The organism is Streptomyces sp. NPDC002206, assembly GCF_053593595.1.
Genome location: NZ_JBSFCW010000005.1, coordinates 204442 through 230835, shown reverse-complemented (window position 1 = coordinate 230835; position 26394 = coordinate 204442). Strand labels below are relative to the sequence as shown.

Here is a 26394-nt window from a genome sequence, read left to right as displayed (position 1 = left end):
GAGGCGGAGCGTTGCCGCTCATCGCCCTCCTACGGTGACACGCCGTTTCCGGTCGGGTCAGCGCTCGACGTCGCCGTTGATGAACTTCTCGACGTTGTCGCGGGCCTCGTCGTCGAAGTACTGGACCGGCGGGGACTTCATGAAGTACGAGGACGCGGAGAGGATCGGGCCACCGATGCCGCGGTCCTTGGCGATCTTCGCGGCACGCACGGCGTCGATGATGACACCGGCGGAGTTCGGGGAGTCCCAGACCTCGAGCTTGTACTCCAGGTTCAGCGGAACGTCACCGAAGGCGCGACCCTCGAGGCGCACGTACGCCCACTTGCGGTCGTCCAGCCAGGCCACGTAGTCCGACGGGCCGATGTGCACGTTGTCCGCACCCAGCTCACGGTCACGGATCTGGGAGGTGACGGCCTGCGTCTTGGAGATCTTCTTGGACTCAAGGCGCTCACGCTCGAGCATGTTCTTGAAGTCCATGTTGCCGCCGACGTTCAGCTGCATCGTACGGTCCAGGACGACGCCCCGGTCCTCGAAGAGCTTCGCCATCACGCGGTGCGTGATGGTGGCGCCGACCTGCGACTTGATGTCGTCACCGACGATCGGGACACCGGCCTCGGTGAACTTGTCAGCCCACTCCTTGGTGCCGGCGATGAAGACCGGGAGGGCGTTGACGAACGCGACCTTGGCGTCGATGGCGCACTGCGCGTAGAACTTCGCAGCGACCTCGGAACCGACGGGCAGGTAGCAGACGAGAACGTCGACCTGCTTGTCCTTGAGGACCTGGACGATGTCGACCGGGGCCTCGGTGGACTCCTCGATGGTCTCGCGGTAGTACTTGCCCAGACCGTCGTGGGTGTGGCCGCGCTGGACCGTCACGCCGGTGTTGGGCACGTCGGCGATCTTGATCGTGTTGTTCTCGCTCGCGCCGATGGCGTCCGCGAGGTCGAGGCCGACCTTCTTCGCGTCGACATCGAAGGCGGCGACGAACTCGACGTCACGCACGTGGTACTCGCCGAACTGGACGTGCATCAGACCGGGCACCTTGCCGGCCGGATCGGCGTCCTTGTAGTACTCGACGCCCTGTACCAGCGAGGCGGCGCAGTTGCCCACGCCGACGATGGCTACGCGAACCGAACCCATTCCGGTTGCTCCCTGTGTTGAGTGTTCTCGGTGATTCCGATGAAGGCCCTGCGGAACTGCCGGGACTTCATTTGCCGGTGTCGTCGGACGGATCCGGCGGGGTAAGACCCCGATGCCGGGGCAGGCCGTCCGTCTCTCCTGCTGTGTTCTGCGGAGCCGAGCCCTCGGGCGAGGATCGTCGCTGATCCCGTCCCGACCGCTCGCTCTCGATGAGCTCGTTCAGCCAGCGCACTTCGCGCTCCACGGACTCCATGCCGTGTCGCTGCAGCTCAAGTGTGTAGTCGTCGAGTCGTTCGCGGGTTCGTGCCAGAGAGGCGCGCATCTTCTCCAGGCGCTCCTCCAGCCGGCTGCGGCGGCCTTCCAGCACGCGCATCCGCACCTCGTGCTCCGTCTGCCCGAAGAAGGCGAAGCGGGCTGCGAAGTGCTCGTCCTCCCAGGAGTCGGGGCCGGTGTGCGAGAGCAGCTCCTCGAAGTGCTCCTTACCTTCTGCCGTCAGCCGGTAGACGATCTTGGCGCGACGCCCAGCCAGTGAAGAAGCAGGGGCGACCGCACGGCCGGTGACGGGCGGAAGGTCGACGGGCGCATTTCCTGTCTCCTCGATCAACCAGCCGTTGGCGACCAGCGTCTTGAGGCAGGGGTAGAGGGTGCCGTAGCTGAAGGCGCGGAAGATCCCCAACGAGGTGTTGAGGCGTTTGCGCAGTTCGTACCCGTGCATCGGCGACTCGCGGAGCAGGCCGAGTACGGCGAATTCGAGGATGCCGGAGCGTCTGCTCAACTTCGCCTCCTCCTTACTCCGAGTGCTCTCGCGGAGCCCTATGCCGAGCTGATGTATCGACTCGATACATCCCGACGATAGATCGCTCGCCGCGTTGCGACAAGGGGGACCGTCGTGAACGGCGTCACATCATCAATTCGTAGGAAGCGACTTGCGTTATTTAGGGTGAACTTCGGCTCTAGGGGGGTTTTGAGCGTGCGTAGTCTGTGCGGGATGCAGACCACCGGGAACCGTGTGACGTCCGCGCGCGTCAGTCATCGCGGACCGACCGGACCGGCTGCGGATGAGCCTGTCGCAGGGCTGGTCCGTAATTCGGGGGGACCGGATCTCAACTGCCGCTTCCAGGCGTTCTCGCCTGCCCGAGGAGTAGTCGTTCGATGAGCGAGCACCGTCGCAAAACGCAGCAACCGCAAGGTGGCGGGCGTGCCGCGGCCAGACGAGCCGCCCAGTCGTCCTCAGGACGCCGTGCAGCGCCGTCACGCGGAGTAACTTCTGAGTCACCTTCCGATTCTTATGGCGGGGAGAGTCCGTACGGCGGACGCGCCGAGGCCAGGAGGGCCGCCCAGCGCGGCGGGCGCCGTGCCGCCGAGGGGGGTGGCGCAGGTTATGGCGGAGGGGGCCGCCGTCGCGGTGGCGGCGACGGGCGCGAAGGCCCCGGCCGGGGCCGGGGACGCGGTAGTCAGCCTCCTGCCAAGAAGCGCTTCATCGACTACCCGCGCGCCGGCAAGTACGGAGCGAGGCGCTGGCTGCCGTCGTGGAGGCTGGTCTCCGGTCTGTGCATCGGCTTCCTCGGCCTGCTCATGGGCTTCGCCGGGCTGGCGTACGCGATGGTCGGCACGCCCAAGGTGAAGGATGCCGCCAAGGCGGAGAACAACGTCTACTACTGGGCCAACAACACGCAGATGGTCGCGACGGGTGGTGGGATCAACCGTCAGATCATCGATTACTCGCAGATCCCCGCAGCCATGCGGAACGCTGTCATCTCGGCAGAGAACAAGTCGTTCGAAACGGACAGTGGTATCGACCCCATGGGCATTGCCCGGGCCCTCTACAACATGGCCAAGGGTGGTGAGACCCAGGGTGGTTCGACGATCACCCAGCAGTATGTGAAGAACTCGCGGCTCTCTCAGGATCAGACGCTGAGCCGCAAGTTCGAGGAGTTGTTCATCACGCTCAAGGTCGGCAAAACGATGGACAAGAAGGACATCATGGCCGACTACCTCAACATCTCGTACTACGGACGAGGTGCATCGGGGATCCAGGCCGCGGCCCGTACGTACTACGGCACGGATGCCAGGAAGCTGAACGCGAGTCAGTGTGCCTTCCTGGCCACGTTGCTCAAGGGCGCGACCTACTACGACCCGGCGGGTGCGCCCGAGTACGACCCCATACAGGCCACCCCGGCGAAGAACCTGGCTCGCGCGAAGACGCGCTGGGCCTGGATCCTCGACGAAGAGGTGAAGGACGGCCGGATGACGGCTGAGGATCGCCAGAAGTACCTGAAGCAGGGGTTCCCCACTCCGCACCCGCCGAAGAAGAGTGCGGAGTTGAGCGGCCAGATCGGTTATCTGGTGGACCTGGCCAAGTCGAACTTCCTCAACAACAACACCAAGGGCATCACCGCGGACAAGCTCGCCCAGGGCGGATACGAGATCCACACCACCTTCGTGAAGAGCAAGGTGGACAAGCTCAACGCCGCGGTCAAGAAGGTCTACGACAACAAGATCAAGCCGAAGCAGCGCCCCACGACGGACACGCACGTCCAGTTCGGTGGCGCGTCGGTGGATCCGAATACTGGTGCCATCGCCGCGATCTACGGCGGCCAGGATGCGACGACGCACTACACCAACAACGCCGACACCACCGGTGCACAGGTCGGTTCGACCTTCAAGCCGTTCGTGCTGACGGCCGCGATGGAGTACGGCAAGCGTGACCCGGCCGGCGGCGAGGATCAGGGCGAGTCGCAGCGTACGAAGGTCTCACCGAAGAGCATCTACAACGCCGACGACATGTTGAAGATCAAGAAGTACAACGGTGAGGTCTGGACCGATGAGAACGGCAAGGAATGGCTGCAGTCCAATGACGGCCATGAGTCGAGGGGCAACATCACCCTTCGCGAGGCCATGCAGTGGTCGGCCAACTCCCCGTACGTCCAGCTCGGTATGGACGTCGGCACCGAAAAGGTGAAGGACGTCGCCATCGCCGCAGGTCTGCGCGACGACCGCTCCATGGCGGACTCGACCGTTCCGTCCTTCTCCATCGGTACGTCCCAGCCGAGTGCGATCCGGATGGCGGGGGCGTACGGCACCTTCGCCACCAGCGGTATGCAGCACGATCCGTACTCGGTCGAAGAGGTCAAGTACCGCGGCGAGCCCGTCTATCAGCACCCGAAGGTCAACAAGCGCGCCTTCGACAACGCCATCGCCGACAACGTCACCGACGTCCTGAAGAACGTCGTGGAGAAGGGAACCGGCACGCCTGCCCAGCTTCCCGGCCGCGACGTGGCGGGCAAGACGGGTACGACGGACGACAACAAGTCCGCCTGGTTCGTGGGCTACACCCCGCAGTTGTCGACGGCCATCAGCATGTACCGGCTGGACGACAACGAGAAGCACAAGAACCGTAAGTTCGAGAAGATGTACGGGACGGGTGGTGAGAAGACGATCCACGGTGCCTCGTTCCCGGCCCAGATCTGGCACGACTACATGATCGAAGCGCTGGCCGGGGAATCGCCCGTGCCCTTCCCGAAGCCGGAGCCCTGGGGCGAGACGGTCTATGGCGGCGGCGCGCCCAGCCCGTCTCCGACGCCGAGCATCGTGCCTTCGGAGACCCCCTCCAGCACGCCGTCCTCGACGCCCTCGAGCACCCCGTCCTTCCCGAAACCCGGCCCGAGCAAGAGCTGCAAGGCGTGGGACTGGAACTGCCAGGACAGCAGCGGCGGCACCAACACAGGCGGCAACACCGGAACGACCGACGGCAGCACGGGAGGAACGCCCGTGCCCTCGACAGACCCGACGTCGTCCCCCGGGGGCGCCGGTGGCGGCAACGGGAACGGAAACGGGAACGGCAGCATCTTCGGAGGCCCGGCCGGGTAGCGCCCGGCAGGCAAGCGCTCCACTCGGCCGGCAGGCCGGTGAAGGGGGAGCCGCAGGAGGACGTCCGCAGGGCCGCCGCACCACTCGGTGCGGCGGCCCTCGCCGTTTCCACAGTCCCGTACGGCAGGATGTGCGGCATGCCAAGCGCAGAGGACACGAGCGTGCATCAGGAGCGGCCCGTCGTACGGCCCACGCAGCAGGACGAGATCGCGGCGGCCGGCAGCGAGCTGATCGGCGGCCGGTCGGGACGCTGGGCGAGGACCGGCACCGGGCCGCTCACAGCCGTGCGTGTCGTCGCGCTGGTGGCGATCGGGATGTTTGCGCTCGGCATGGTGCAGAAGGCGCCCTGCTACAACTGGGCGTGGTTCAGAGGCGCCAGTTCGCAGTACACGCATGCCTGCTACTCCGACATTCCGCATCTCTTCGTCGGGCGTGGCTTCGCCGACGGCCTCGTGCCGTACTTCGACCGGCTGAGCGGCGACATGCAGTACCTCGAATACCCCGTACTGACGGGGGTGTTCATGCAGGTCGCGGCCTGGCTGACGCCCGGCGGCTCCATGCAGTACCGCGAGCAGATGTACTGGATGGTCAACGCGGGCATGCTCATGATCTGTACCGCGGTCATGGCCGTGTGTGTCGCCCGTACACACCGGCGCCGTCCGTGGGACGGGCTGCTGGTCGCCCTGGCGCCCGCCTTCGCGCTCACCGCGACGATCAACTGGGACCTGCTGGCCGTCGCCCTGACGGCCGCGGCCATGCTCATGTGGTCCCGGCAGCGGGCGCTGGCGTTCGGCATCCTCATCGGCCTCGCCACGGCCGCCAAGCTCTATCCCGTATTCCTGCTGGGGCCGATCTTCGTGCTCTGCTGGCGGGCGGGCAAATGGCGGGAGTTCTTCGTGGCGACGCTCGGCGCGGCCGCATCCTGGCTGGTGGTGAACCTGCCGGTGATGGTGTTCGCGCCCGAGGGGTGGAAGAAGTTCTACACGTTCAGCCACGACCGGCCGCTCGACTTCGGTTCGTTCTGGCTGATCATCGCGCAGCGTGCCGGTATCTCCATCTCGGTCGACACCGTGAACAACATTTCGCTGCTGCTGACGCTCCTGCTGTGCGCGGGCATCGGCGTGCTGACGCTGATGGCCCCGCGCCGGCCCCGCTTCGCTCAGCTGGCGTTTCTCGTCGTCGCGGCGTTCATCCTCACCAACAAGGTCTATTCACCGCAGTACGTGCTGTGGCTGATCCCTCTTGCGGCGCTGGCCAGGCCGCGCTGGCGGGACTTCCTCATCTGGCAGGCGTGCGAGGTCATGTACTTCCTGGGGATCTGGATGTACCTCGCGTACACGACGAGCGGCGACAAGCACCAGGGGCTGCCGACGGAGGGCTACCAGCTGGCGATCGCCGTGCATCTGCTGGGCACGCTGTACCTCTGCGCCGTCGTCGTACGGGACATCCTGATGCCGGAGCGGGACGTCGTACGCAGTGACGGGTCGGACGATCCGTCGGGCGGGGTACTCGACGGGGCCGAGGACGTCTTTGTACTGGGACACGCAGTGACGCACCGGCCGCGGCACGCGGCGCACGCGGTCGAGGGACCGTGGGTGGAGTGGGGCGCGGCGCACGAATCGGCTACCGACTGAGCAGGGCCTCGCCGGAAGGCCGCGAGCCCTCGGCGAGGCCCTGGCCTCAACGGTCGTTCTCCGGGTCGGCCCAGCGCCTCAGCGGTCGACGAGACGATCGAACTGGGTGGTCGTGTGGCGCAGATGGGCGACCAGCTCGTCCCCGACCTTCGGCTCCGGTGCGTCCGCGGGTACGAACAGGATCGACACCTGCATGTGCGGCGGCTCGGCGAACCAGCGCTGCTTGCCCGCCCAGACGAACGGCGACAGGTTGCGGTTGACCGTGGCCAGGCCGGCGCGGGCGACGCCCTTGGCCCGCGGCATCACGCCGTGCAGGGCCTTCGGGGCCTCCAGGCCCACGCCGTGCGACGTACCGCCGGCGACGACCACCAGCCAGCCGTCGGAGGCGGCCCTCTGCTGGCGGTAGCCGAACCGGTCGCCCTTGACGACACGTGTGACGTCGAGGACGGAGCCCCGGTACTCCGTCGCGTCGTGGTCGCCGAGCCACAGCCGCGTGCCGATGCGGGCGCGGAAGCGGGTCTGCGGGAACTGCTGCTGCAGCCGGGCCAGTTCCTCGGCACGCAGATGGCTGACGAACATGGTGTGCAGCGGCAGTCGGGCCGCCCGCAGGCGGTCCATCCAGCCGATGACCTCCTCGACCGCGTCCGAGCCGTCCGTCCGGTCCAGCGGCAGGTGCAGGGCAAAACCTTCGAGGCGTACGTCCTCGATGGCGGCGTGCAGCTGCCCCAGCTCCTCCTCCTTGACGCCGTGACGCTTCATCGAGCTCATGCACTCGATGACGACACGAGCCCCGACCAGGGCGTGCACACCGTCCACGGAGGACACGGACCGGATGACACGGTCGGGCAGCGGCACCGGCTCCTCGCCCCGCCGGAACGGGGTGAGCACCAGCAGATCGCCGCTGAACCAGTCCTTTATGCGGGCCGCCTCATAGGTGGTGCCGACGGCCAGAGTGTCGGAGCCGAAGCGGATCGCCTCGTCGGCGAGCCGCTCGTGACCGAAGCCGTATCCGTTGCCCTTGCAGACCGGGACGAGCCCGGGGAACTGGTCGAGCACGGATTTCTGGTGCGCCCGCCAGCGCGCGGTGTCGACGTAGAGGGAGAGCGCCATGGCCGGTCCGGAACCTTTCTGGTGGCTGCGGTGTATCAGAGGTATGCGGAGCTTGATGAAGTGCCTGAGATTGTTGGCCTGCCTTCCGGCATGCCTGCTGAAGCACCTATTGAAACGAATGAAGCCGGTTTCGTCAGCGGCGCGACATGTACATATCGAGAGCCTTGTGGAGCAGCTTGTTGAGCGGGAAGTCCCACTCGCCGACGTACTCGACGGCTTCGCCGCCGGTACCGACCTTGAACTGGATCAGACCGAAGAGGTGGTCCGTCTCGTCGAGCGAATCGCTGATACCGCGAAGGTCGTAGACGGTCGCGCCCATCGCATACGAGTCGCGCAGCATGCGCCACTGCATCGCGTTCGAGGGCCGGACCTCGCGCCCGATGTTGTCGGATGCGCCGTACGAGTACCAGACGTGGCCACCGACGACGAGCATCGTCGCCGCCGACAGGTTCACGCCGTTGTGCCGCGCGAAGTAGAGCCGCATGCGGTTGGGGTCCTCGGAGTTGAGTACCGTCCACATGCGCTGGAAATAAGAGAGCGGGCGCGGCCGGAAGTGGTCGCGGACCGCGGTGATCTCGTACAGCCGCTGCCATTCGGCGAGGTCCTCGTAACTGCCCTGGACGACCTCGACACCGGCCTTCTCGGCCTTCTTGATGTTGCGGCGCCACAGCTGGTTGAAGCCTTTGAGGACGTCTTCCAGCGACCGGTTGGCCAGCGGGACCTGGAAGACATAGCGCGGCTGTACGTCACCGAATCCGGCGCCGCCGTCCTCGCCCTGCTGCCAGCCCATCTTCCTCAGCCGGTCAGCAACTTCGAAGGCACGAGGCTCGATGTGGGTGGCCTCGACGTCGCGCAGACGCTTCACATCAGGGTCCTGGATACCGGACTTGATGGCGGTCGCGTCCCAGCGACGAATGACGACCGGCGGGCCCATCTTCACGGAGAAGGCCCCCTGCTGCTTGAGATGCGCCAGCATCGGCTGCAGCCAGTCGTCGAGGTTCGGGGCGTACCAGTTGATGACCGGGCCTTCGGGGAGGTACGCGAGATACCTCTTGATCTTGGGCAGCTGTCGGTACAGGACCAGGCCGGCGCCGACCAACTTGCCGGTCTTGTCGAACCATCCCAGATTCTCCGAGCGCCATTCGGTCTTCACATCAGCCCACGCCGGGACCTGGCAGTGACTGGCCGAAGGCAGACTCTGGATGTACGCCAGATGCTGCTCTCGGCTGATGGTCCTCAGGGTCAGGCTCATGTCGGGGCGCTCCTCGGCAGGTGTGTCCCCATCGGTCAGGGGCTCCGGCTCTCGCGCCGAAGCCTACTGCGACCGGGGAGCGCCCCGTCTGGCCCTATGGGACCTTGCCGACCCGGTGGAACCCGGCAACCCGGTCCACCGGGACCTGGACGGCCCCGTGGTGTGGACCGGCGCCGGGTCCCGGTGTGTTCGGCCGGGTCCGGGCCGGGATCAACCGACCACGCCGCCGAAGAGGCCTCCATGGGCCATGCCCAGGAAGAATCCGATGGCGGACGCGCCCATGCCGAGGATCAGCGGGAACCTCTCGCGGGTGGTCACCGAGATGTACTGCCCGTACGCACCCGTCAGGATCCCGACGAGTCCGGCCCACGAGCTGATCAGATGCAGACTGTGGAACATCGCCGTCACGAAGGCGAGAAGGCCGAGAACGGCGGTCACCGCCACCAGGGTGTTCTGGAGCGGATGGGGCCTGCCGTCCGTGGCCAGCAGGGAAACGGCAGGGCGGGTTCGCATTGTCTGTGCCATGGAGTACCTCCTGGCCGAAAGGCGGCGCATCGTGTCGCCGCTCACACCCGATGTGTACAGATTGCGTCTCCTGAGCACCGGATTTCAACCGGAGGCCGGTGTGCGGGTACTCTGTACGGTCTGCACCGGTGTCTGCCCAGGCCAGCACATCAGCCCCTCTCGATGGAGGGCGTTGTCAGTGCCGGCTGTTTTACTCGGAGACACTGTTGCTTACGCATCACGACCCTCCTGCCACGGAACGACCGTGGCCGCTGAGTCCAAAGGAGGTGGGTTCCACATGCGTCACTACGAGGTGATGGTCATCCTCGACCCCGATCTCGAGGAGCGCGCTGTCTCCCCGCTGATCGAGAACTTCCTCTCCGTCGTCCGTGAGGGCAACGGAAAGGTTGAGAAGGTCGACACCTGGGGCCGTCGTCGTCTCGCTTACGAGATCAAGAAGAAGCCCGAGGGCATCTACTCGGTCATCGATCTGCAGGCCGAGCCTGCGATCGTCAAGGAGCTCGACCGCCAGATGAACCTGAACGAGTCGGTCCTCCGGACCAAGGTCCTCCGTCCCGAGATCCACTGAGCATCTAGCTCAGCGGTCATCGGGTTCGAGTAGCAGCAAGCAGCCAGAAGCAATCCCCGCCGAGAGGTTCACCCATGGCAGGCGAGACCGTCATCACGGTCGTCGGCAATCTCGTCGACGACCCCGAGCTGCGCTTCACCCCGTCCGGTGCGGCGGTCGCGAAGTTCCGTGTCGCGTCCACTCCCCGCATCTTCGACCGGCAGACCAATGAGTGGAAGGACGGCGAAGGCCTGTTCCTCACCTGCTCGGTCTGGCGACAGGCGGCGGAGAACGTCGCCGAGTCGCTCCAGCGAGGCATGCGCGTTGTCGTGCAGGGCCGGCTGAAGCAGCGGTCGTACGAAGACCGCGAGGGCGTGAAGCGCACGGTCTACGAGCTGGACGTCGAGGAAGTCGGCCCCAGCCTCAAGAGCGCCACGGCCAAGGTCACCAAGACCACTGGTCGAGGTGGCCAGGGCGGCCAGGGTGGTTACGGCGGTGGCCAGCAGGGCGGCGGCAACTGGGGCGGCGGTCCCGGTGGCGGTGGCCAGCAGGGTGGCGGCGGTGCTCCCGCCGACGACCCGTGGGCCACCAGCGCGCCGGCCGGCGGCCAGCAGGGCGGGGGTCAGCAGGGCGGCGGAGGCGGTTGGGGCGGAAGCTCCGGCGGTTCCGGCGGTTCTGGTGGTTCTGGTGGCGGCTACTCGGACGAGCCTCCCTTCTAGGGAAGCTCGTACCCCCACTTCTTGATCACACAGGAGAAACACCATGGCGAAGCCGCCTGTGCGCAAGCCTAAGAAGAAGGTCTGCGCGTTCTGCAAGGACAAGACCCAGTACGTGGACTACAAGGACACGAACATGCTGCGGAAGTTCATTTCCGACCGCGGCAAGATCCGTGCCCGCCGCGTCACCGGCAACTGCACGCAGCACCAGCGTGACGTCGCCACGGCAGTCAAGAACAGCCGTGAGATGGCGCTGCTGCCCTACACGTCCACCGCGCGATAAGGGAAGGGTGACCGAATAATGAAGATCATCCTTACCCACGAGGTCTCCGGCCTCGGCACTGCCGGCGACGTCGTCGACGTCAAGGACGGGTACGCCCGCAACTACCTGGTTCCGCGTGGCTTTGCCATCCGCTGGACCAAGGGCGGCGAGAAGGACGTGGCGCAGATCCGCCGCGCCCGCAAGATCCACGAGATCGCGACGATCGAGCAGGCCAACGAGATCAAGGCCAAGCTCGAGGCCGTGAAGGTCCGTCTGGCTGTTCGCTCCGGCGACGCCGGCCGTCTCTTCGGCTCCGTCACCCCGGCCGACATCGCCTCGGCGATCAAGGCTGCCGGTGGCCCGGACGTCGACAAGCGTCGCGTCGAGCTCGGCTCGCCGATCAAGACGCTCGGCGGACACCAGGTGTCCGTGCGTCTGCACCCCGAGGTTGCGGCGAAGCTCGGTATCGAGGTCGTTGCTGCCTAAGGGCAGAGCTCACCAGAGCAGGTGAGGGGCCGCACTCCGTGGGAGTGCGGCCCCTTGTCGTTTCACGTGAAACAGGCTCCGTGGCCGGTGGTCAGCGGGTGGCCCCGGTGACGATCCACTTGCCCGAACGGGTCCGCAGCCAGAGCGTCACCATGCGGACGGTCATCATCAGGGTCATCGCCCACCACAGCGCCGTCAGCCCCCCGCCGATCGTGGGCACGAGCAGGGCGACCGGAGCGAAGACGGACAGGGTGATCAGCATGGCCCAGGCGAGGTAACGGCCGTCCCCGGCGCCCATGAGCACACCGTCCAGGACGAAGACCACGCCGGCGATCGGCTGGGACAGTGCCACCACCAGCAAGGCCGGGATGAGTGTGTCCCGCACCGCTCCGTCGCCGGTGAAGAGCGGAATGAACAGGGGCCTGGCGAGCACGATCAGAGCCCCGAGCACCACACCCGAGGCAATGCCCCACTGGACCATGCGACGGGATGCCTCGCGTGCGCCCTGGGTGTCATTGGCTCCCAGGTAGCGGCCGATGATGGCCTGCCCGGCGATGGCAATGGCATCGAGGGCGAAAGCCATCAGGCTCCACAGGGAGAGGATGATCTGGTGGGCGGCAATATCGGTGTCGCCGAGGCGTGCGGCGACGGCGGTGGCGATCATCAGTACGGCACGGAGCGACAGCGTACGGACCAGCAGGGGAACGCCCGCCTGCGCGCTGGCCCTGATTCCTGTCGCGTCGGGGCGCAACGAAGCCCCGTGCCGACGCGCTCCACGCACCACCACGAGCAGATAGGCGGCAGCCATCCCGAACTGGGCGATCACCGTGCCCCAGGCCGATCCGGCGATGCCGAGCCCGGCGCCGTAGACAAGAACCGCGTTGAGGGCGCCGTTGGCCGCAAAGCCGCCGATGGCGACATAGAGCGGGGTTCTGGTGTCCTGCAGGCCGCGGAGTACGCCGGTCGCGGCCATCACGATGAGCATGGCGGGGATGCCGAGACTGGATATCCGCAGATAGGTGGTGGCGTACGGGGCGGCGGTGTCGGAGGCGCCGAAGATCCCGACGAGCCAGGAGGCCGAGGGAAGCGTCACGGCTATGACGGCGACGCCGAGGAGCAGGGCCAGCCAGATGCCGTCCATGCCTTGCCGTATCGCGGAGGCGAGATCGCCTGCCCCTACCCGCCGGGCGACCGCTGCCGTGGTGGCGTACGCGAGGAAGACGAAGATGCTGACGGCGGTGGTCAGCAGTGCCGCCGCGACGCCCAGGCCGGCCAGTTGCGGTGTGCCCAGATGACCGACGATGGCGCTGTCGACCAGGACGAAGAGCGGCTCGGCGACGAGTGCGCCGAAGGCGGGGACGGCGAGCGCGATGATCTCGCGATCGTGCCGTCGGCGGCTGGAGTGCGAGGTCGCTGGAGCCAGGGTCATAGGCGCCAATCTAACCTTCCACAGGTAACAGATGCAATGCCATAGCAGTCCTTACATTCGCTGGTGTGTTGTGTTCTTCTGCACCTGGTTTGCCGTGATCTTGTGCCGAGTCGGAAAGTTTTTCTCCCCCACAGCCCGTGGACGGAGAAAGGCCAGGTCAGGGCTGTGGTCATGGCGGCGTTATGAGTTTGTCCACAGTGCTGTCCCCCGCTCCGTGCACAGGTTCTGCAGAGTTCTCCACAGCATCTGATCCGTCGTCCACATGCCCTGTGGATAACCAGATTGGCTGACGGTGCCGGGGCGCCTACCGTGGACCGGCGCCCACACCCCGTTTCAGCCCTGGAATCCCACAGAAGCTCGACGTGATGGAACCGGAGTCGAGCGTCTTGATTGTCGGTGCTGTGCCGTAAGAAGGAGTGGCACGGCGAGGGTCCGCGGAGCGGACGGGAGGAGGTGGCCGGTGAGTATTCCCGAGCCTTTGGACGACCCCTGGACCGACGCCGGTCCCAGTGACCGTCTGCCTGTTTCCCGCCAGCGCCGCGGTGACAGCCGGGAACGTGGTGAGCAGCACGACCGCGGCCGGGCGAGCAGCGGCTGGGACGGCGGATCGCCCGGCTTCGAGCGTGTACCTCCACAGGACCTCGACGCCGAGCAGTCGGTTCTCGGCGGCATGCTGCTGTCCAAGGACGCCATCGCCGACGTCGTGGAGATCATCAAGGGGCACGACTTCTACCGCCCCGCCCACGAGACCGTCTTCCAGGCGATCCTCGACCTCTATGCCAAGGGCGAGCCGGCCGACCCGATCACGGTCGGGGCCGAGCTGGTCAAGCGCGGCGAGATCACCAAGGTGGGCGGCGCCCCCTATCTGCACACTCTCGTCCAGTCCGTGCCGACCGCGGCCAACGCCTCGTACTACGCGGAGATTGTCCACGAGCGGGCGGTCCTGCGGCGGCTCGTCGAGGCCGGCACGAAGATCACGCAGATGGGATATGCGGCCGACGGCGACGTCGACGAGATCGTCAACTCCGCGCAGGCCGAGATCTACGCCGTCACCGAGCAGCGCACCAGCGAGGACTATCTGCCGCTCGGCGACATCATGGAAGGCGCACTCGACGAGATCGAGGCGATCGGATCGCGCTCCGGTGAGATGACCGGTGTACCGACCGGCTTCACCGACTTCGACGCGCTGACCAACGGCCTGCACCCGGGCCAGATGATCGTCATCGCGGCACGTCCGGCCATGGGTAAGTCCACGCTGGCCCTGGACTTCGCCCGGGCCGCTTCCATCAAGCACAACCTGCCCAGCGTGATCTTCTCCCTCGAAATGGGGCGCAACGAGATCGCGATGCGCCTGCTGTCCGCCGAGGCGCGGGTGGCGCTGCATCACATGCGCTCGGGCACGATGACCGACGAGGACTGGACGCGGCTGGCCCGCCGGATGCCGGACGTCTCGGCCGCCCCGCTCTACATCGACGATTCGCCGAACCTCTCGATGATGGAGATCCGGGCGAAGTGTCGTCGTCTGAAGCAGCGGAACGACATCAAGCTGGTGATCATCGACTATCTGCAGCTGATGCAGTCCGGTGGTTCGAAGCGGGCCGAGAGCCGTCAGCAGGAAGTCTCGGACATGTCCCGAAACCTCAAGCTGCTGGCGAAGGAGCTGGAGCTGCCGGTCATCGCGCTGTCCCAGCTGAACCGTGGTCCTGAGCAGCGCACGGACAAGAAGCCGATGGTGTCCGACCTGCGTGAATCCGGCTCCATCGAGCAGGACGCCGACATGGTGATCCTGCTGCACCGCGAGGACGCGTACGAGAAGGAGTCCCCGCGAGCGGGCGAGGCGGACCTGATGGTGGCCAAGCACCGTAACGGTCCGACGGCGACGATCACCGTGGCGTTCCAGGGTCACTACTCACGCTTCGTGGACATGGCACAGACCTGAGGCGTGCCCGGCAGATCATCGCCGGGTCCGTGAGCTGGGTGAGTGCCCCGGTGGGCCGTGTGTGACGTACCGAGGGCCGGGATTGCGCGAGAGAGGCCAGGCCATGCTTGCCGCGTTCGCGGACGTGGTCACTCCGTCGGGATGATCCGCGTGACGATCGTCTCCACCAGCCGGTCCAGGTCGCGGGCGGCGGGGTGGCCGCCGGTGAGCATGCCGGGCAGGGTGAAGTGGTCCAGCAGCAGGCCCGTCATGGCGAGGTAGAGCACGAGGAAGGCGTCGGTATCGCCCGGCAGGCCGGCCTCACGGTGGAAGCGGGCGTTCTCGTCCAGGTCGGCGCGAACAGTTCGGTTGAGGTGGTCGCGGAGGGCCGGCCGGCGGGTGGCCTCCAGGCGCAGTTCCAGCATGGCGAGATAGTCGGTGCGGTCGTCTGTCATGCGCTGCACCAGCCACTGCATCAGCTCGGTGACCAGCTCGCGTGAGGGCGTCGAGCGCATGGCCTCCTCGACCCTGACCGGGTCCGGTGTCATCCGGTCGGTGATCCGGGCACCCGTCTGCATGAACAGATCGTCCCGACTGGCGAAGTAGTTGGACGATGTGCCCACAGGGACGCCCGCCCGTGCATCGACCGCGCGGAAGGTGAATCCTCGTGCGCCCTCGTGCGCCAGCAGCTCGATGGCGGCGTCGACGAGCGCCGTCCTGCGCTCGGGGTTCCTGACCATGCGTATCTCCGCATCCTCTGGCTCATCGGTGGAAAAGGAGTGCTCAACCACTACATATGAAGCACTATGAGTGTAGTGGTTGAGCACTCCGCCAACCCTCGTCGAGCGGGGACCTCGTGCGAAAGCTGACCTACTTCATTGCCTGCTCCATCGATGGCTTCATCGGGGACCCGGGCGGCGACGCGTCGTCCATGTACCTGTTCGTGAACGAGGAGTTCCTCGAGTTCCTCACATCCCAGTATCCGGAGACGGTTGCGACCGAAGGCCGCCGCCAGCTCGGCTTTCACGACGCCGAGAATCAGAAGTTCGACACCGTGATCCAGGGAAGGGCCAGCTACCAGCTGGCGCTGGACATGAACATCACCAGTCCGTACGCCCAGCTGCGCGAGCTCGTGGCTTCGCGGACCATGAAGGAATCGCCCGACCCGAACGTGGAGCTCGTCTCGGACGATGTGGTCGGCAGGGTGCGGGAACTCAAGGCGGAGGACAGCGAGCTAGGAATCTGGCTCTGCGGCGGCTCGCAGCTCGCGGGGGAGTTGCTCGACGAGATCGACGAGCTCGTGATCAAGACGTATCCGCTGGTCTACGGATCAGGCATGCCGATGTTCGGTTCGGATTTCGCGGCCACCGAGTTCGCGCTGGAGTCGGTGCGTACCTTCGACAACGGGGTGTTGGTCAGGACGTACAGCCGCAAGCGCTGACCTCTCGGCCCGCATAAATGAGGTCGCCACGGAGCGGCTGCACCGGTACTTGTTGACCATGACCTACCACTCGGAAGAACTGCTTCCCGGCACGCAGCGCGCTCTGCTGCACCGCATCGCCACTGCGCAGGCCGAAGGCCGCGCACCCTCACTCGTCGCCGCGGTGCAGCGCCAGGGCCGGACCGTCTGGAGCGGCTCCCGCAGCTGCGTCGACGGCCATGCTCCGGACGCCGATACGCAGTTCAGGATCGGTTCCCTCACCAAGACCTTCACCGCCGTACTGGTTCTGCGGCTGCGCGACGAGGGCCTGCTGGATCTCGACGACCCACTGGAGAAGCATCTGCCCGGCACGGGCGTCGGCGGTGTCACCATCCTTCAGCTGCTCGGCCACAGCGCGGGACTGGGCGCCGAGTCGCCCGCACCCTGGTGGGAGCGGACGCCGGGCACGCTGCGTCCCGAACTTGCCGATGTCCTCGGCGAGCAGACCCGGATGCATCCTCCGGGCCGGCGGCATCACTACTCCAACCCCGGCTACACACTGCTCGGCGCGCTGATCGAGGCGGTGCGCGGGGCATCCTGGGCGGAGGTGCTGGAGCGCGAGATTCTGGAGCCGCTGGGCATGAGCCGTACTTCCACCCAGCCGCAGGCGCCGCATGCGGGTGGCTGGGCAGTGCACCCCTGGGCCGATGCCTTGCTGCCCGAACCTGCCGAGGACCTCGGCCTGATGGCTCCGGCAGGGCAGCTCTGGTCCACGTCCACCGACCTCCTCCGGTTCGCCTCCTTCCTCGCCGAGGGGGACGACCGGGTTCTCGGCGCCGCCTCGGTGGAGGAGATGCGCGCGCCGTCGGCGCCGCCCGAGTCCGGTGACTGGCAAGGCAATTACGGTCTCGGCCTGCAGGTCGTACGCGAGGACGGGCGCACCCTTCTCGGGCACACCGGTTCGCTGCCGGGCTTCCTGGCAGCGCTCTGGCTCAGCACCGAGGACGATGTGGCTGCGGTGGTGCTCACCAACACCACCTCGGGGCTGTTCGTCGGTGAGGTCGCCGCAGACCTCGTGGGGATCGTCGCCGAGGCCGAGCCCCGTATTCCGGAGCCCTGGCGCCCGCTGACCGACGTCGACGCGGAACTCCTCGCTCTCACCGGTCCTTGGTACTGGGGCACGCGTCCGAACATCCTGCAGCTGACCGCGGACGGGGGGCTGACACTGCAGCCGCTGCGTGGCAGTGGCCGCGGTGCCCGCTTCGTCGCGCAGCCTGATGGCAGCTGGATCGGTCTGGACGGGTACTACGCCGGGGAGACGCTCCGCGTCGTCAGGGCCGGCGACGGCAGCGTGAGCCACCTCGACCTGGGGTCGTTCGTCTTCACGCGTGAACCGTACGACCCTGCATCGGCTGTCCCCGGTGGGGTGGACGCGGAGGGCTGGCGAGGCCTCGGCGCCTGAGTGTCACGTCGTCACGCGGCCCTGTGCCGCGTCGGCGTCAGGTTTCACGTGAAACGCGACGCGTGGTGACCTATACAGGCCGCCGACGCGGACTGCTCAGGCCGTCAACTCCCTTTCCAGTGGCGTACGGAAGCGCGGAGTGATCCGCGTTTCACCCACCCATCCCGACAGCCGGGACGCCTCCGCCTCGATCGCGGTGGTGGCCTCCCGGCCGACGTCGGTCAACAGTCGCCACACCGGCTCACCGTCGGCGCGCTGAGCCCAGCCGCCCACGATCCGGCCGTTCCACCACACTGTCGGTCCGACATTGCCGGCCCGGTCGAAGAGCACCGCCCGGTACTCGGCCGGAAAGTGGAAGCCGCGATCGGCCCAGCCCATCGCGCTCGGGTCGAGGGCCGGGAGCAGCGCCGCCCACGGTTCCAGGACCGGTTCGGGCTCCGTGTCCCCCGGCGAGACCCAGCCCGTGGCGCCGTTGTCGAGCCGCACCTCCTCGGCTCCGGTGGCCTCCAGCGCCTGGCGTACCTGGCCGAGGCTCCAGCCCGTCCACCACTTCAGGTCGGCCTCGGTCGCTGGGCCGTACGAGCGGAGCCAGCGCAGGGCCAGTTCCGCTTGTGCCGCTGCGGGCTCCCGGGCGGGCCAGGGCTCGGCTGCTGTCCATCGGAACTGGCTGGACGTCCAGGAGCCGCGCGGCTTGTCCCTGCGGATCAGACCGTCGGCCGCCAGCACTCGTATGACGCGTGTGGCGACGCCCTGCACCGTCTCCTGCTTCTTGCCGGGGAAGACCGTGATCCTCGTACGCAGCGCCGGTACGGCGGCGGACAGCTCACTGCCGGTGGCGCAGCCGCGAGCCGTCAGGGCGGCGAGAGTCTTCTTCTCCGTCTCGGCGAGCCAGTGCGTGTCCAGTCCGTTCCCGTCGTCCCGCAGGTGCTTGAGGAAGGTCCGGCGCTCCTTGGCGGCCACGGTCCGGGCGTTCGACGCGTTGACGTACGGAGCGAGCCCATGTGACACGGTGAAGAGGGTGTTGCGCATGGAGAGCAGCCGGACCAGCGAGACGTCCTCGTAGAGAGCTCGTTCCACCGCGCCGACGCTTGCCTCGGACAACCGGGCGCAGACGGAGAGAAAGACCGTGGCCGCGTCGGTGGCGTGCAGGGCCACGACCGCGTCGGCCACGGACTCCGCGGACGCTGCCCGTACGGAGGGTGCCAGGAGATGGCGCCGGCCGAGCCTGAACCGACGCTGTGCGTCGCTGATGCCGTGCACCGGGACCTCCTTCGGTCCTTGGGATCCTGCCTTCGGGCTGCGAGCAGCGGTCAGAGGGCGAGCTTGAAGCCCACATGACTGGCGATGAAGCCGAGTCGCTCGTAGAAGCGATGCGCATCGGTCCGGGTCGCGTCGGACGTCAGCTGGACCAACTGGCAGTCCTGGCGCCGGGATTCGTCCACGGCCCAATGGATCAGCCGGGTGCCGAGGCCGCTCCCGCGCTCATCGGCATGGACACGGACGCCCTCGATGATCGAGCGCGTCGAGCCCCGCCGGGACAGCCCGGGGACCACGGTCAGCTGCAGGGTCCCCACGACAGCGCCGTCGCGTACGGCGACGACCAGATGCTGGTTCGGGTCGTCGGCGAGCCGCTGGAACGCGGCGCGGTACGGGGCGAGGTCGTCCGGTGACTCGCGCTGTGCGCCCAGTGCATCGTCCGCCAACATGGCCACGACGGCCGGGATGTCGGTGAGGGCAGCAGGCCGTATCTCCAGATCGCTCATGATCGGCAGACTACGCAGATCACACGGCCCGCGCGGGGACCTTCAGCTCTTCGACCGTCCTGACGAGGGGTGCCAGCTCGGGATTCTTGGCGGCCTCGTCGAGAGCGGCACGCAACGCCGTGTCATTGGTCGGCCGGGCCTCGGCGAGAAGGGTGAGGCCGGCTTCGGTGACATCCGTGTAGATGCCGCGGCGGTCGGTGTCGCAGAGATACCGGGTCAGCAGCCCGCGGTCCTCGAGACGGGTGACCAGGCGGGTGGTGGCGCTCTGACTGAGCACGACGGCGTCCGCGACCTGCTTCATCTGGAGATGGCCGCCCGGGCCGTTGTGCTGCCGGCTCAGGACGTCGAGCAGGGAGTACTCCCGCACGCTGAGGCCGTGCCCGGACTGCAGGGCCCGTTCGATGCGGGCCTCGATCTTGCCGTGGAGCAGGGAGAGGGCGCACCAGCCCTGGGAGAGGGCGGTCAGTGCGGGATCCGTCGCTGTCATGGTCTCTCCTCCGTGCGGGAGCTGCTTCCGTCCAGGATAGGGGACGTCTGCAATAGCCCGCGTTTGCAAGTAACAGCGTCTGCAATTATTGTTGACGCTCGTAAGGCGCAGACGCAATCTTCTGGGAAGGTGAAACCCATGCCGCTCGCGCTCCTCGCCCTCGCCATTGGGGCATTCGGTATCGGCACCACCGAGTTCGTGATCATGGGGTTGCTCCCCGAGGTTGCAGCGGACTTCCAGGTCTCGATCCCGAGCGCAGGATTCCTGGTCACGGGCTACGCCCTAGGTGTCGTACTCGGCGCCCCGCTGATGACGGTCCTCGGCACCCGGGTCACCCGCAAACGCATGCTGTTGCTCCTGATGGGCCTGTTCATCCTGGGCAATGCGGTGTCCGCCGTAGCCCCCGTCTTCGGCGTGATGCTCGCGGGACGGGTGATCGCCTCACTCGCCCACGGTGCCTTCTTCGGCATCGGTTCGGTCGTCGCGGCCGATCTGGTCGCCCCGCAGAAGAAGGCCGGCGCGATCGCCATGATGTTCACCGGCCTCACCGTCGCCAATGTCGTCGGCGTACCGCTGGGCACGTACATCGGGCAGAGCGTCGGGTGGCGCACCACATTCTTCATCGTTGCGGCCCTCGGAGTCGTCGGCCTCCTCGGTGTGGCCAAGCTGGTTCCCGAGCAGCCGAGGGCCGAGGGCGTACGGCTCCGGCACGAGCTGGCCGCGTTCCGCAATGTGCAGGTGCTGCTCGCCATGGCGATGACCGTCCTGGGCTTCGGCGGTGTCTTCGCCGCGATCACCTACATCACGCCGATGATGACCGAGATCGCCGGCTACTCCGCGTCCTCCGTCACTTGGCTGCTGGTCCTCTTCGGGCTTGGCATGGTCGGGGGCAATCTGCTCGGCGGCAAGTTCGCCGACCGCCACCTGATGCCGATGCTGTACGTGTCACTGGGCGCCCTCGCCGTGGTCCTGTCCCTGTTCACCCTGACCGCCCACAACAAGATCGCGGCAGCCGTCACCATCGTTCTGATCGGCGGTCTGGGCTTCGCGACCGTACCGCCGCTGCAGAAGCGCGTGCTCGACCAGGCCGCGGGTGCCCCGACCCTTGCCTCCGCCGTCAACATCGGCGCCTTCAACCTCGGCAACGCACTGTCGGCGTGGCTCGGCGGCATCGTCATCGCGGCGGGCCTCGGCTACACCGCACCCAACTGGGTCGGCGCCGCACTGGCCGCATCCGCCCTGGTCCTCGCCGTCCTCTCCAGCGTCCTGGAACGTCGGACGGTCACGCACAGCCGACGCGTCGCCGGTCACGTCCCCGAGCCGGTCGCAGTCGCCGAAGCCCGGCACTGACATCCCCACAGTCACCACACATACGTAAGCCCCACCGCACCAAGGAGATGTCCCTCATGACCACCACCCTCTCGCCGGCCGCCGTCACGCCGCTGACCATCCAGGACGCGGAAGCGCTCGTCGCCACCGCTCGCACCGCCGCGGAGGCCGCCGGTGTCTCCGCTGCCGTCACGGTCCTCGACGCGGGCGGTCACCTGCTGGCTTTCCGGCGCGACGACCGGGCCGTTCTCATTGCGGGTGAGACCAGCACCCGCAAGGCGTACACGGCCCTCCAGCTCGGTGCTCCGACCGCCGACCTCGTCGACGCGGTTCAGCCGGGCGGGCTCTTTCACACCCTGCCGACCGCCCTTGACCGGCCGCTGCTCTTCATTGCCGGCGGGGTGCCGGTCTTCCGCGACGGCCGGCTGATCGGCGCCGTCGGCGTGGGCGGCGGCGCACCCGAGCAGGACCACGGCTTCGCGACAGCTGCCGTGGAGGCGCTCGCCTAGTCGGCGAACCACCGCAACGACAGCGGAAACGCATGAATGTCCGTTCCCAAGCGCCTGGAGACCCACGGCACAGGGCAGCGGACATTCGCGGCTGCGCGGGCTGACAACACTTCGGCCGACCGGTCGGCGTCAGCCCGTCGCCACAGTCAGCGGCGCGAAGCGACGGGTCCAGTCACCCGGCAGATCCGGGGCCCGGTAGGTCATCACCGTGGTACCGGAACCGGCTTGCAGACCGCACTCCTTGAGCAGTCTCAGCAGCCCCTCGTGGCGTGCGTCGATGTCCATGCGAAGGGGGCGGTCCGTTGCCTTCGCGAGCGAGGTGACAAGCGCCTCGGCCGTATCGGTGTCCCGGGCGATCAGCGGACCGACTGCATGGACCCGCTCACTCGGCCAGATCGCCGCGTAGCCCACCAGCTCACCGTCGTCCTCCGCGACCCGCAGGTGGTCCGCGAACGCCGGCAGTCGGGCGAGAATGTGCGTCCGGTCGGCGCCGAAGACCTCCGTGTCCAGCCGGAGCATGGCATGCAGATCCCCGGCGGCGGCCGGGCGGACGGTCACGGCGCCCGCCGTCGAAAGGCCGCCGCTCGATGCTTCGCTCGGCCGGAAGTGCCCGATCACTCGCTCTGCCCGCCCCACCGTTTCGAAGCCGAGCTCTTCGTAGAGCGGCCGCCCCGACTCCGTCGCGTACAGGCTGAGCGAGGTCTTCCCGGTCGCCTCGATCACATGGCGCATCAGACGACGGGCGATCCCCTGCCGTGTGTACCGCTCGGCGACGAGCAGCATGCCGACGGCGGCGAGGCCTTGGCCGTAGGAGGTCACCACACAGGTGGCCATCAGGCCTTTGCCCTCGGGGTCGTCGATGCCGTAGCCCGTCCCCGCGGACAGGAGCAGGCCCCATCGGAGCTCATCACGCGGCCAGCCGCGGTCCTCGCAGAGATCGGCACAGGGGACCAGGTCTCCCCGGGTGAGACGCCGGACGGGTGCGTCGGCGTGCGGACGGGGTAGTCGGCTGGGCATGAGGCTCAGGCTGTCCGACGCAGTGATCGCTCGTCCACCGCTTTACCGGAACTGGCCGAGACGCGTAGCCGTCGGCTGCGCCGGGTCAGCCCCCATGGCTTCAGTACCGAGACCGCGGTGATGAAGAGATACGTGGCTGTTGCCACGGAAGGTGCGACGACCAGATCGATGTCGACGGCGCCCTGTGCCGCAGCCTCGTTGATGCCCGGCCGCAGCGAGAAGATCGACAGGGTCGTGGTGATCAGAGTGAGCCAGAACTTTGTCCAGACCCAACGGTGTCTGGCCAGGCCCCACGAGGTGCCGAGCGCCAGCACGAGACCGCTGAGGAGCGAGACCAGAGCGACGGGCACGACCAACCAGTCCCCGAAGATCTTCATGGCGCGGGTCGCGGCCTGCGCGGTGGTGGTATCGCCGGTCAGGAAGGCCGTGATCCCTAGTGTCAGCAGGCCGACGGTGAGGCCCAGCCAACTGACGGAGACCGCGACATGGGCGACCAGGAAACTTCGGCGAGCCGAACGCTTGAGTGGTTTCACGTGAAACACGGTGCCTGGCAAAGGGCAGTTGGGCGTCCGACAGCGGGAGTATCCGTGCGTACTTGCTTGGGCGTACGTGGCGCCTTCCTGCTGCACTCGCCCGCCGGGGGCGGTGGGTCGAAGCCCTGCCGTGGATTCCGGGTACAGCCATGGGGCAAGGGAGCGTAACGGGAAACGTGGTTCGGATACCCGGACTTCCCGTTATTTGTCCGGCCTGGAGTCGGCGCAGGCATGCTGGGGCGAGGGGCCGCACGCGGTGGCTGCGAGCACTGTCGGCACGCAAGGCGACCAGAAGATGTTCGAGGCGAGGCTCAGTTATGGACGCTCCGGCCACCATGCCCGGCGACGAAACTCTCAGATCTCCCGATGCGACCCTGATCCACCGCACCCTGACGGAGATCGTCCCTGTCGCGGACCAGGCCACCTCGTACTTCTACGCCTTGCTCTTCGTCCGCCACCCCGAACTGCGCGCCCTGTTCCCGGCCGCGATGGACGCCCAGCGAGACCGTCTCCTGCGGGCGATCCTGACGGCCGCCGACCGCATGGACGACCCCGATGCGCTGACCGAGTACCTCGGCGGACTGGCCCGGGGACACCGTAAATACGGCACCCTGCCCACGCACTATCCGGCGGTCGGCGAGGCCCTCCTCGGCGCCCTGAGCCGCTACGCCACCACGTGGGACGGGGCGGCCGAGGCGGCCTGGATCCGCACCTACACCGCGCTGTCGCAGATCATGATCGACGCGGCCGCCGAGGACGAGGAACGAGCGCCCGCCTGGTGGGTCGCGGAGGTCGTCTCCCATGACCTCAGAACGCCCGACATAGCGATCCTCACGCTCCGCCCCGACCAGGCCTATCCCTTCCTGGCCGGCCAGTACACCGCCCTGGAAACCCCGTGGTGGCCGCGGATCTGGCGGCATTACTCCTTCGCCTCGGCGCCACGGCCCGACGGTCTGCTCACGTTCCACATCAAGGCGGTTCCGGCAGGCTGGGTCTCCAACGCACTGGTGCACCGGGCCCGCCCCGGCGACGTCCTGCGGCTCGGCCCGCCCACCGGCTCGATGACGGTCGACCACACCACCCACAACGGTCTGCTCTGCCTGGGAGGCGGCACGGGCATCGCACCCATCAAGGCGCTCGTCGAGGATGTCGCCGAACACGGCGACCGGCGCCCGATGCAGGTCTTCTACGGCGCACGCAGCGACCGCGACCTGTACGACATCGACACGATGCTGCGGCTCCAGCAGACCTTCCCCTGGCTCGCCGTCCGCCCGGTGGTCTCCGGCGGGTCGGGCAGGGGACTGAAGGGCCTTTTGCCCGACGCGGTGCGCGAGCTCGGCCCCTGGCACGAGTACGACGCCTATCTCTCGGGCCCGCCGGGGATGATCCGCAGCGGCGTGGACGTACTCACAGGCATCGGCATGCCGCGCGAGCGCATTCGATACGACTCCGTCGAGGAACTGGCACCCACGACGGGCCCGGCCTGAACACAAGCCCGTCCCAGCAGAAGCAGGCAGAAGCAGGTCCCCGGGCCCCGGATCAGCCCAGGTCCGGCGCGTGCATCGCCCGCACGCCCTCGATATTGCCGTCCAGGTAGTGCCGCAGCGAGAGCGGTACGAGATGAACGGCGGCGATCCCGATCCGGCTGAACGGCACCCGTACGACGTCGTACTCGCCGCACGGATCCTCGATCTCGGGGCCGTGCCGGCGGGACAGGTCCATCGAGTCCAGCCGGCAGACGAAGAAGTGCTGCACCTTCACGCCCTTCACCCCACCGCCCTCGATGTGCTCCACGGTGTCGACGAAGCAGGGGACCACATCGGTGATCTTGGCGCCGAGCTCCTCGTCCACCTCGCGGTGCAGAGCGTCGACAACGGTTGCGTCCTCGGGCTCGACCCCGCCGCCCGGCGTGAGCCAGTACGGATCCACCCCAGGCTTGGTGCGCTTGATGAGGATGAGGTCGTTGCCGTCGAGCAAGATGGCGCGTGCGGTGCGCTTGACCACAGGACGTTCGGTCATGGCAAGAGAGTGGCCCACAGAACCCGTTCTGAAACACCCGCACGCCCGGGGGTCACCAGTCGGCTGCAGCGCGCAGCAGCCACTCGTGCGCCCGCGCGATGTGGGGCAGGGCGAGTGTGCCGGTCCGCGCGGCAAGGAAGTAGGTGCGCAGCGGCGGGACCGGCGGGTCCAGGAGCGCCACCACCTCGCCGCGCTCCAGCGCCCCCTCGCAGAGATAGCGAGGCAGTACGGCAAGCCCGGCGCCTGCGGCGGTGCACTCCAGCACAGCCCGCAGATCCGGTGCTACGACTGTGCCCGCGGCCGCGGGACGGCAGTCGAAGACAGCGGCCCAGTAGCGGGAGACGAGTGGCAGGCTCTCGTGCACTTCCACCACCGGCAGCTGCTCCAGCACCACAGGACCTTTGTGCCGCAGCGTTCCGGGGCCGAGGCGCGCGGCCCAGCGCGGGGCGGCGACCAGCACATGCTCCTCGTCGCAGAGCGGAGTCGCGGTGAGCAGCCCACCGCGCGGCCGGGCCGTCGCGATGGCCAGATCATGGTGTCCGGCGGCGAGCCCCTCCAGCGCCTCCTCGGCGTTCGCGAGGAACGAGCTGCGCAGGGCGAGGCCGTGGGAGACGAGAGGGATGAGTGCGGGCAGAGCGCGCAGCGAGATGAATTCCGGGGGCCCGGCCAGATGCAGCGTCCGTACGGCCGACTCCTCGTCGACCCCGCTCTCGGCGATCTCGACCAGCGCGTCCAGATGGGGGGCCGCCCGGTGCGCGAGTTCGTCGCCCATGGTCGTCGGGGTCACACCGCGGGCCCTGCGCAGGAAGAGCGGGCGGCCCAGCTGCCGTTCCAGTGTGCGTATCTGCGAGGTGACCGCGGGCTGGGAGAGGCCGAGCAGTGCGGCGGCCCGAGTGAAGGACCCGGCCCGGTGCACCGTCACGAAAGTACGCAGCAGGGCCAGGTCCACGTCCTGTCCCCTCCCAC

Annotated in this window: 26 protein-coding genes; 12 read left to right on the top strand and 14 right to left on the bottom strand. The window is 67.6% G+C overall.

Annotation, left to right across the window (positions count from 1 at the left end):
• Positions 1–57: 57 nt before the first annotated feature.
• Entirely contained in the window at positions 58–1140 is a 1083-nt protein-coding gene (locus tag ACWCP8_RS13285; RefSeq protein ID WP_352263992.1) for an inositol-3-phosphate synthase, read from the bottom strand.
• A 67-nt stretch (positions 1141–1207) separates the two neighbouring features.
• A complete protein-coding gene (locus ACWCP8_RS13280) occupies positions 1208–1915 on the bottom strand; it encodes a PadR family transcriptional regulator (protein WP_352263993.1) in 708 nt (235 codons plus the stop codon).
• Positions 1916–2292: 377 nt separating this feature from the next.
• Between ACWCP8_RS13280 and ACWCP8_RS13275 the strand changes: the two genes are divergently transcribed.
• Positions 2293–5010 carry a transglycosylase domain-containing protein gene (locus ACWCP8_RS13275; RefSeq protein ID WP_451115956.1) on the top strand — a complete coding sequence of 906 codons (2718 nt, stop codon included), beginning with the start codon at positions 2293–2295 and terminating at the stop codon, positions 5008–5010.
• A 137-nt stretch (positions 5011–5147) separates the two neighbouring features.
• Positions 5148–6644, top strand: coding sequence for a glycosyltransferase family 87 protein (locus tag ACWCP8_RS13270; protein WP_451115954.1), 1497 nt, complete (start codon positions 5148–5150; stop codon positions 6642–6644).
• 78 nt (positions 6645–6722) lie between these two features.
• Here ACWCP8_RS13270 and ACWCP8_RS13265 read toward each other — a convergent pair whose 3' ends face one another.
• The 3 genes from ACWCP8_RS13265 to ACWCP8_RS13255 form a co-directional block, all read right to left on the bottom strand.
• On the bottom strand, positions 6723–7754 hold the full coding sequence (locus ACWCP8_RS13265) for an alanine racemase (protein WP_030973776.1): 1032 nt from the start codon (positions 7752–7754) through the stop codon (positions 6723–6725).
• Between the two features lie 133 nt (positions 7755–7887).
• A complete protein-coding gene (locus ACWCP8_RS13260; RefSeq protein ID WP_451115952.1) occupies positions 7888–9006 on the bottom strand; it encodes a lipid II:glycine glycyltransferase FemX in 1119 nt (372 codons plus the stop codon).
• A 210-nt stretch (positions 9007–9216) separates the two neighbouring features.
• Positions 9217–9531: a hypothetical protein gene (locus ACWCP8_RS13255; protein ID WP_352263999.1), complete on the bottom strand. Its 315-nt coding sequence runs from the start codon at positions 9529–9531 to the stop codon at positions 9217–9219.
• 277 nt (positions 9532–9808) lie between these two features.
• Between ACWCP8_RS13255 and rpsF the strand changes: the two genes are divergently transcribed.
• The 4 genes from rpsF (at position 9809) to rplI (ending at position 11542) form a co-directional block, all read left to right on the top strand.
• Entirely contained in the window at positions 9809–10099 is a 291-nt protein-coding gene (gene rpsF, locus ACWCP8_RS13250) for a 30S ribosomal protein S6 (RefSeq protein ID WP_030930552.1), read from the top strand.
• 74 nt (positions 10100–10173) lie between these two features.
• Entirely contained in the window at positions 10174–10797 is a 624-nt protein-coding gene (locus ACWCP8_RS13245) for a single-stranded DNA-binding protein (RefSeq protein WP_352264000.1), read from the top strand.
• A 43-nt stretch (positions 10798–10840) separates the two neighbouring features.
• Positions 10841–11077, top strand: coding sequence for a 30S ribosomal protein S18 (gene rpsR / locus ACWCP8_RS13240; RefSeq protein ID WP_003967857.1), 237 nt, complete (start codon positions 10841–10843; stop codon positions 11075–11077).
• An 18-nt stretch (positions 11078–11095) separates the two neighbouring features.
• Complete coding sequence (gene rplI / locus ACWCP8_RS13235) at positions 11096–11542, top strand: 50S ribosomal protein L9 (RefSeq protein WP_352264002.1); 447 nt, start codon at positions 11096–11098, stop codon at positions 11540–11542.
• A gap of 91 nt (positions 11543–11633) precedes the next feature.
• Here the strand turns inward: rplI and ACWCP8_RS13230 are convergent, their stop codons facing one another.
• A complete protein-coding gene (locus ACWCP8_RS13230; RefSeq protein WP_451115949.1) occupies positions 11634–12971 on the bottom strand; it encodes an MATE family efflux transporter in 1338 nt (445 codons plus the stop codon).
• 460 nt (positions 12972–13431) lie between these two features.
• On the opposite strand from ACWCP8_RS13230, the gene dnaB reads away from it, so the two are divergent.
• Positions 13432–14910, top strand: a complete 1479-nt coding sequence (dnaB, locus tag ACWCP8_RS13225) for a replicative DNA helicase (RefSeq protein ID WP_382829122.1) — start codon at positions 13432–13434, stop codon at positions 14908–14910.
• A 128-nt stretch (positions 14911–15038) separates the two neighbouring features.
• Here the strand turns inward: dnaB and ACWCP8_RS13220 are convergent, their stop codons facing one another.
• Positions 15039–15629 carry a TetR/AcrR family transcriptional regulator gene (locus ACWCP8_RS13220; protein WP_451115946.1) on the bottom strand — a complete coding sequence of 197 codons (591 nt, stop codon included), beginning with the start codon at positions 15627–15629 and terminating at the stop codon, positions 15039–15041.
• Positions 15630–15745: 116 nt separating this feature from the next.
• Here ACWCP8_RS13220 and ACWCP8_RS13215 point away from each other — a divergent pair, with 116 nt between their 5' ends.
• Positions 15746–16330 (top strand): dihydrofolate reductase family protein, encoded by a 585-nt coding sequence (locus ACWCP8_RS13215; protein WP_451115944.1) that lies wholly within the window; start codon positions 15746–15748, stop codon positions 16328–16330.
• A gap of 58 nt (positions 16331–16388) precedes the next feature.
• Positions 16389–17771: a serine hydrolase domain-containing protein gene (locus ACWCP8_RS13210; protein ID WP_352264009.1), complete on the top strand. Its 1383-nt coding sequence runs from the start codon at positions 16389–16391 to the stop codon at positions 17769–17771.
• A gap of 96 nt (positions 17772–17867) precedes the next feature.
• Here the strand turns inward: ACWCP8_RS13210 and ACWCP8_RS13205 are convergent, their stop codons facing one another.
• Genes ACWCP8_RS13205 through ACWCP8_RS13195 form a run of 3 tightly spaced genes read right to left on the bottom strand, consistent with a single transcriptional unit; the run spans position 17868 to position 20021 of the window.
• On the bottom strand, positions 17868–19031 hold the full coding sequence (locus ACWCP8_RS13205) for a winged helix DNA-binding domain-containing protein (protein WP_451115942.1): 1164 nt from the start codon (positions 19029–19031) through the stop codon (positions 17868–17870).
• Between the two features lie 50 nt (positions 19032–19081).
• Complete coding sequence (locus ACWCP8_RS13200) at positions 19082–19534, bottom strand: N-acetyltransferase family protein (RefSeq protein WP_451115940.1); 453 nt, start codon at positions 19532–19534, stop codon at positions 19082–19084.
• A gap of 19 nt (positions 19535–19553) precedes the next feature.
• Positions 19554–20021, bottom strand: coding sequence for a MarR family winged helix-turn-helix transcriptional regulator (locus ACWCP8_RS13195; protein ID WP_352264015.1), 468 nt, complete (start codon positions 20019–20021; stop codon positions 19554–19556).
• A gap of 138 nt (positions 20022–20159) precedes the next feature.
• On the opposite strand from ACWCP8_RS13195, the gene ACWCP8_RS13190 reads away from it, so the two are divergent.
• Positions 20160–21371, top strand: a complete 1212-nt coding sequence (locus ACWCP8_RS13190; protein ID WP_352264017.1) for an MFS transporter — start codon at positions 20160–20162, stop codon at positions 21369–21371.
• A gap of 56 nt (positions 21372–21427) precedes the next feature.
• Positions 21428–21859 carry a GlcG/HbpS family heme-binding protein gene (locus ACWCP8_RS13185; protein ID WP_355996933.1) on the top strand — a complete coding sequence of 144 codons (432 nt, stop codon included), beginning with the start codon at positions 21428–21430 and terminating at the stop codon, positions 21857–21859.
• Between the two features lie 129 nt (positions 21860–21988).
• Here ACWCP8_RS13185 and ACWCP8_RS13180 read toward each other — a convergent pair whose 3' ends face one another.
• Both ACWCP8_RS13180 and ACWCP8_RS13175 read right to left on the bottom strand, forming a co-directional pair.
• Positions 21989–22876, bottom strand: a complete 888-nt coding sequence (locus ACWCP8_RS13180; protein WP_355996930.1) for a GNAT family N-acetyltransferase — start codon at positions 22874–22876, stop codon at positions 21989–21991.
• A 5-nt stretch (positions 22877–22881) separates the two neighbouring features.
• Entirely contained in the window at positions 22882–23409 is a 528-nt protein-coding gene (locus tag ACWCP8_RS13175) for a DUF2269 domain-containing protein (protein ID WP_451115938.1), read from the bottom strand.
• 149 nt (positions 23410–23558) lie between these two features.
• On the opposite strand from ACWCP8_RS13175, the gene ACWCP8_RS13170 reads away from it, so the two are divergent.
• Entirely contained in the window at positions 23559–24896 is a 1338-nt protein-coding gene (locus ACWCP8_RS13170) for a globin domain-containing protein (RefSeq protein WP_451115936.1), read from the top strand.
• A gap of 52 nt (positions 24897–24948) precedes the next feature.
• On the opposite strand, the gene ACWCP8_RS13165 is transcribed toward ACWCP8_RS13170, so the two are convergent.
• Positions 24949–25428 carry an NUDIX domain-containing protein gene (locus ACWCP8_RS13165; protein ID WP_267004160.1) on the bottom strand — a complete coding sequence of 160 codons (480 nt, stop codon included), beginning with the start codon at positions 25426–25428 and terminating at the stop codon, positions 24949–24951.
• Between the two features lie 52 nt (positions 25429–25480).
• On the bottom strand, positions 25481–26377 hold the full coding sequence (locus ACWCP8_RS13160) for a LysR family transcriptional regulator (RefSeq protein WP_451115933.1): 897 nt from the start codon (positions 26375–26377) through the stop codon (positions 25481–25483).
• Between the last annotated feature and the right edge of the window lie 17 nt (positions 26378–26394).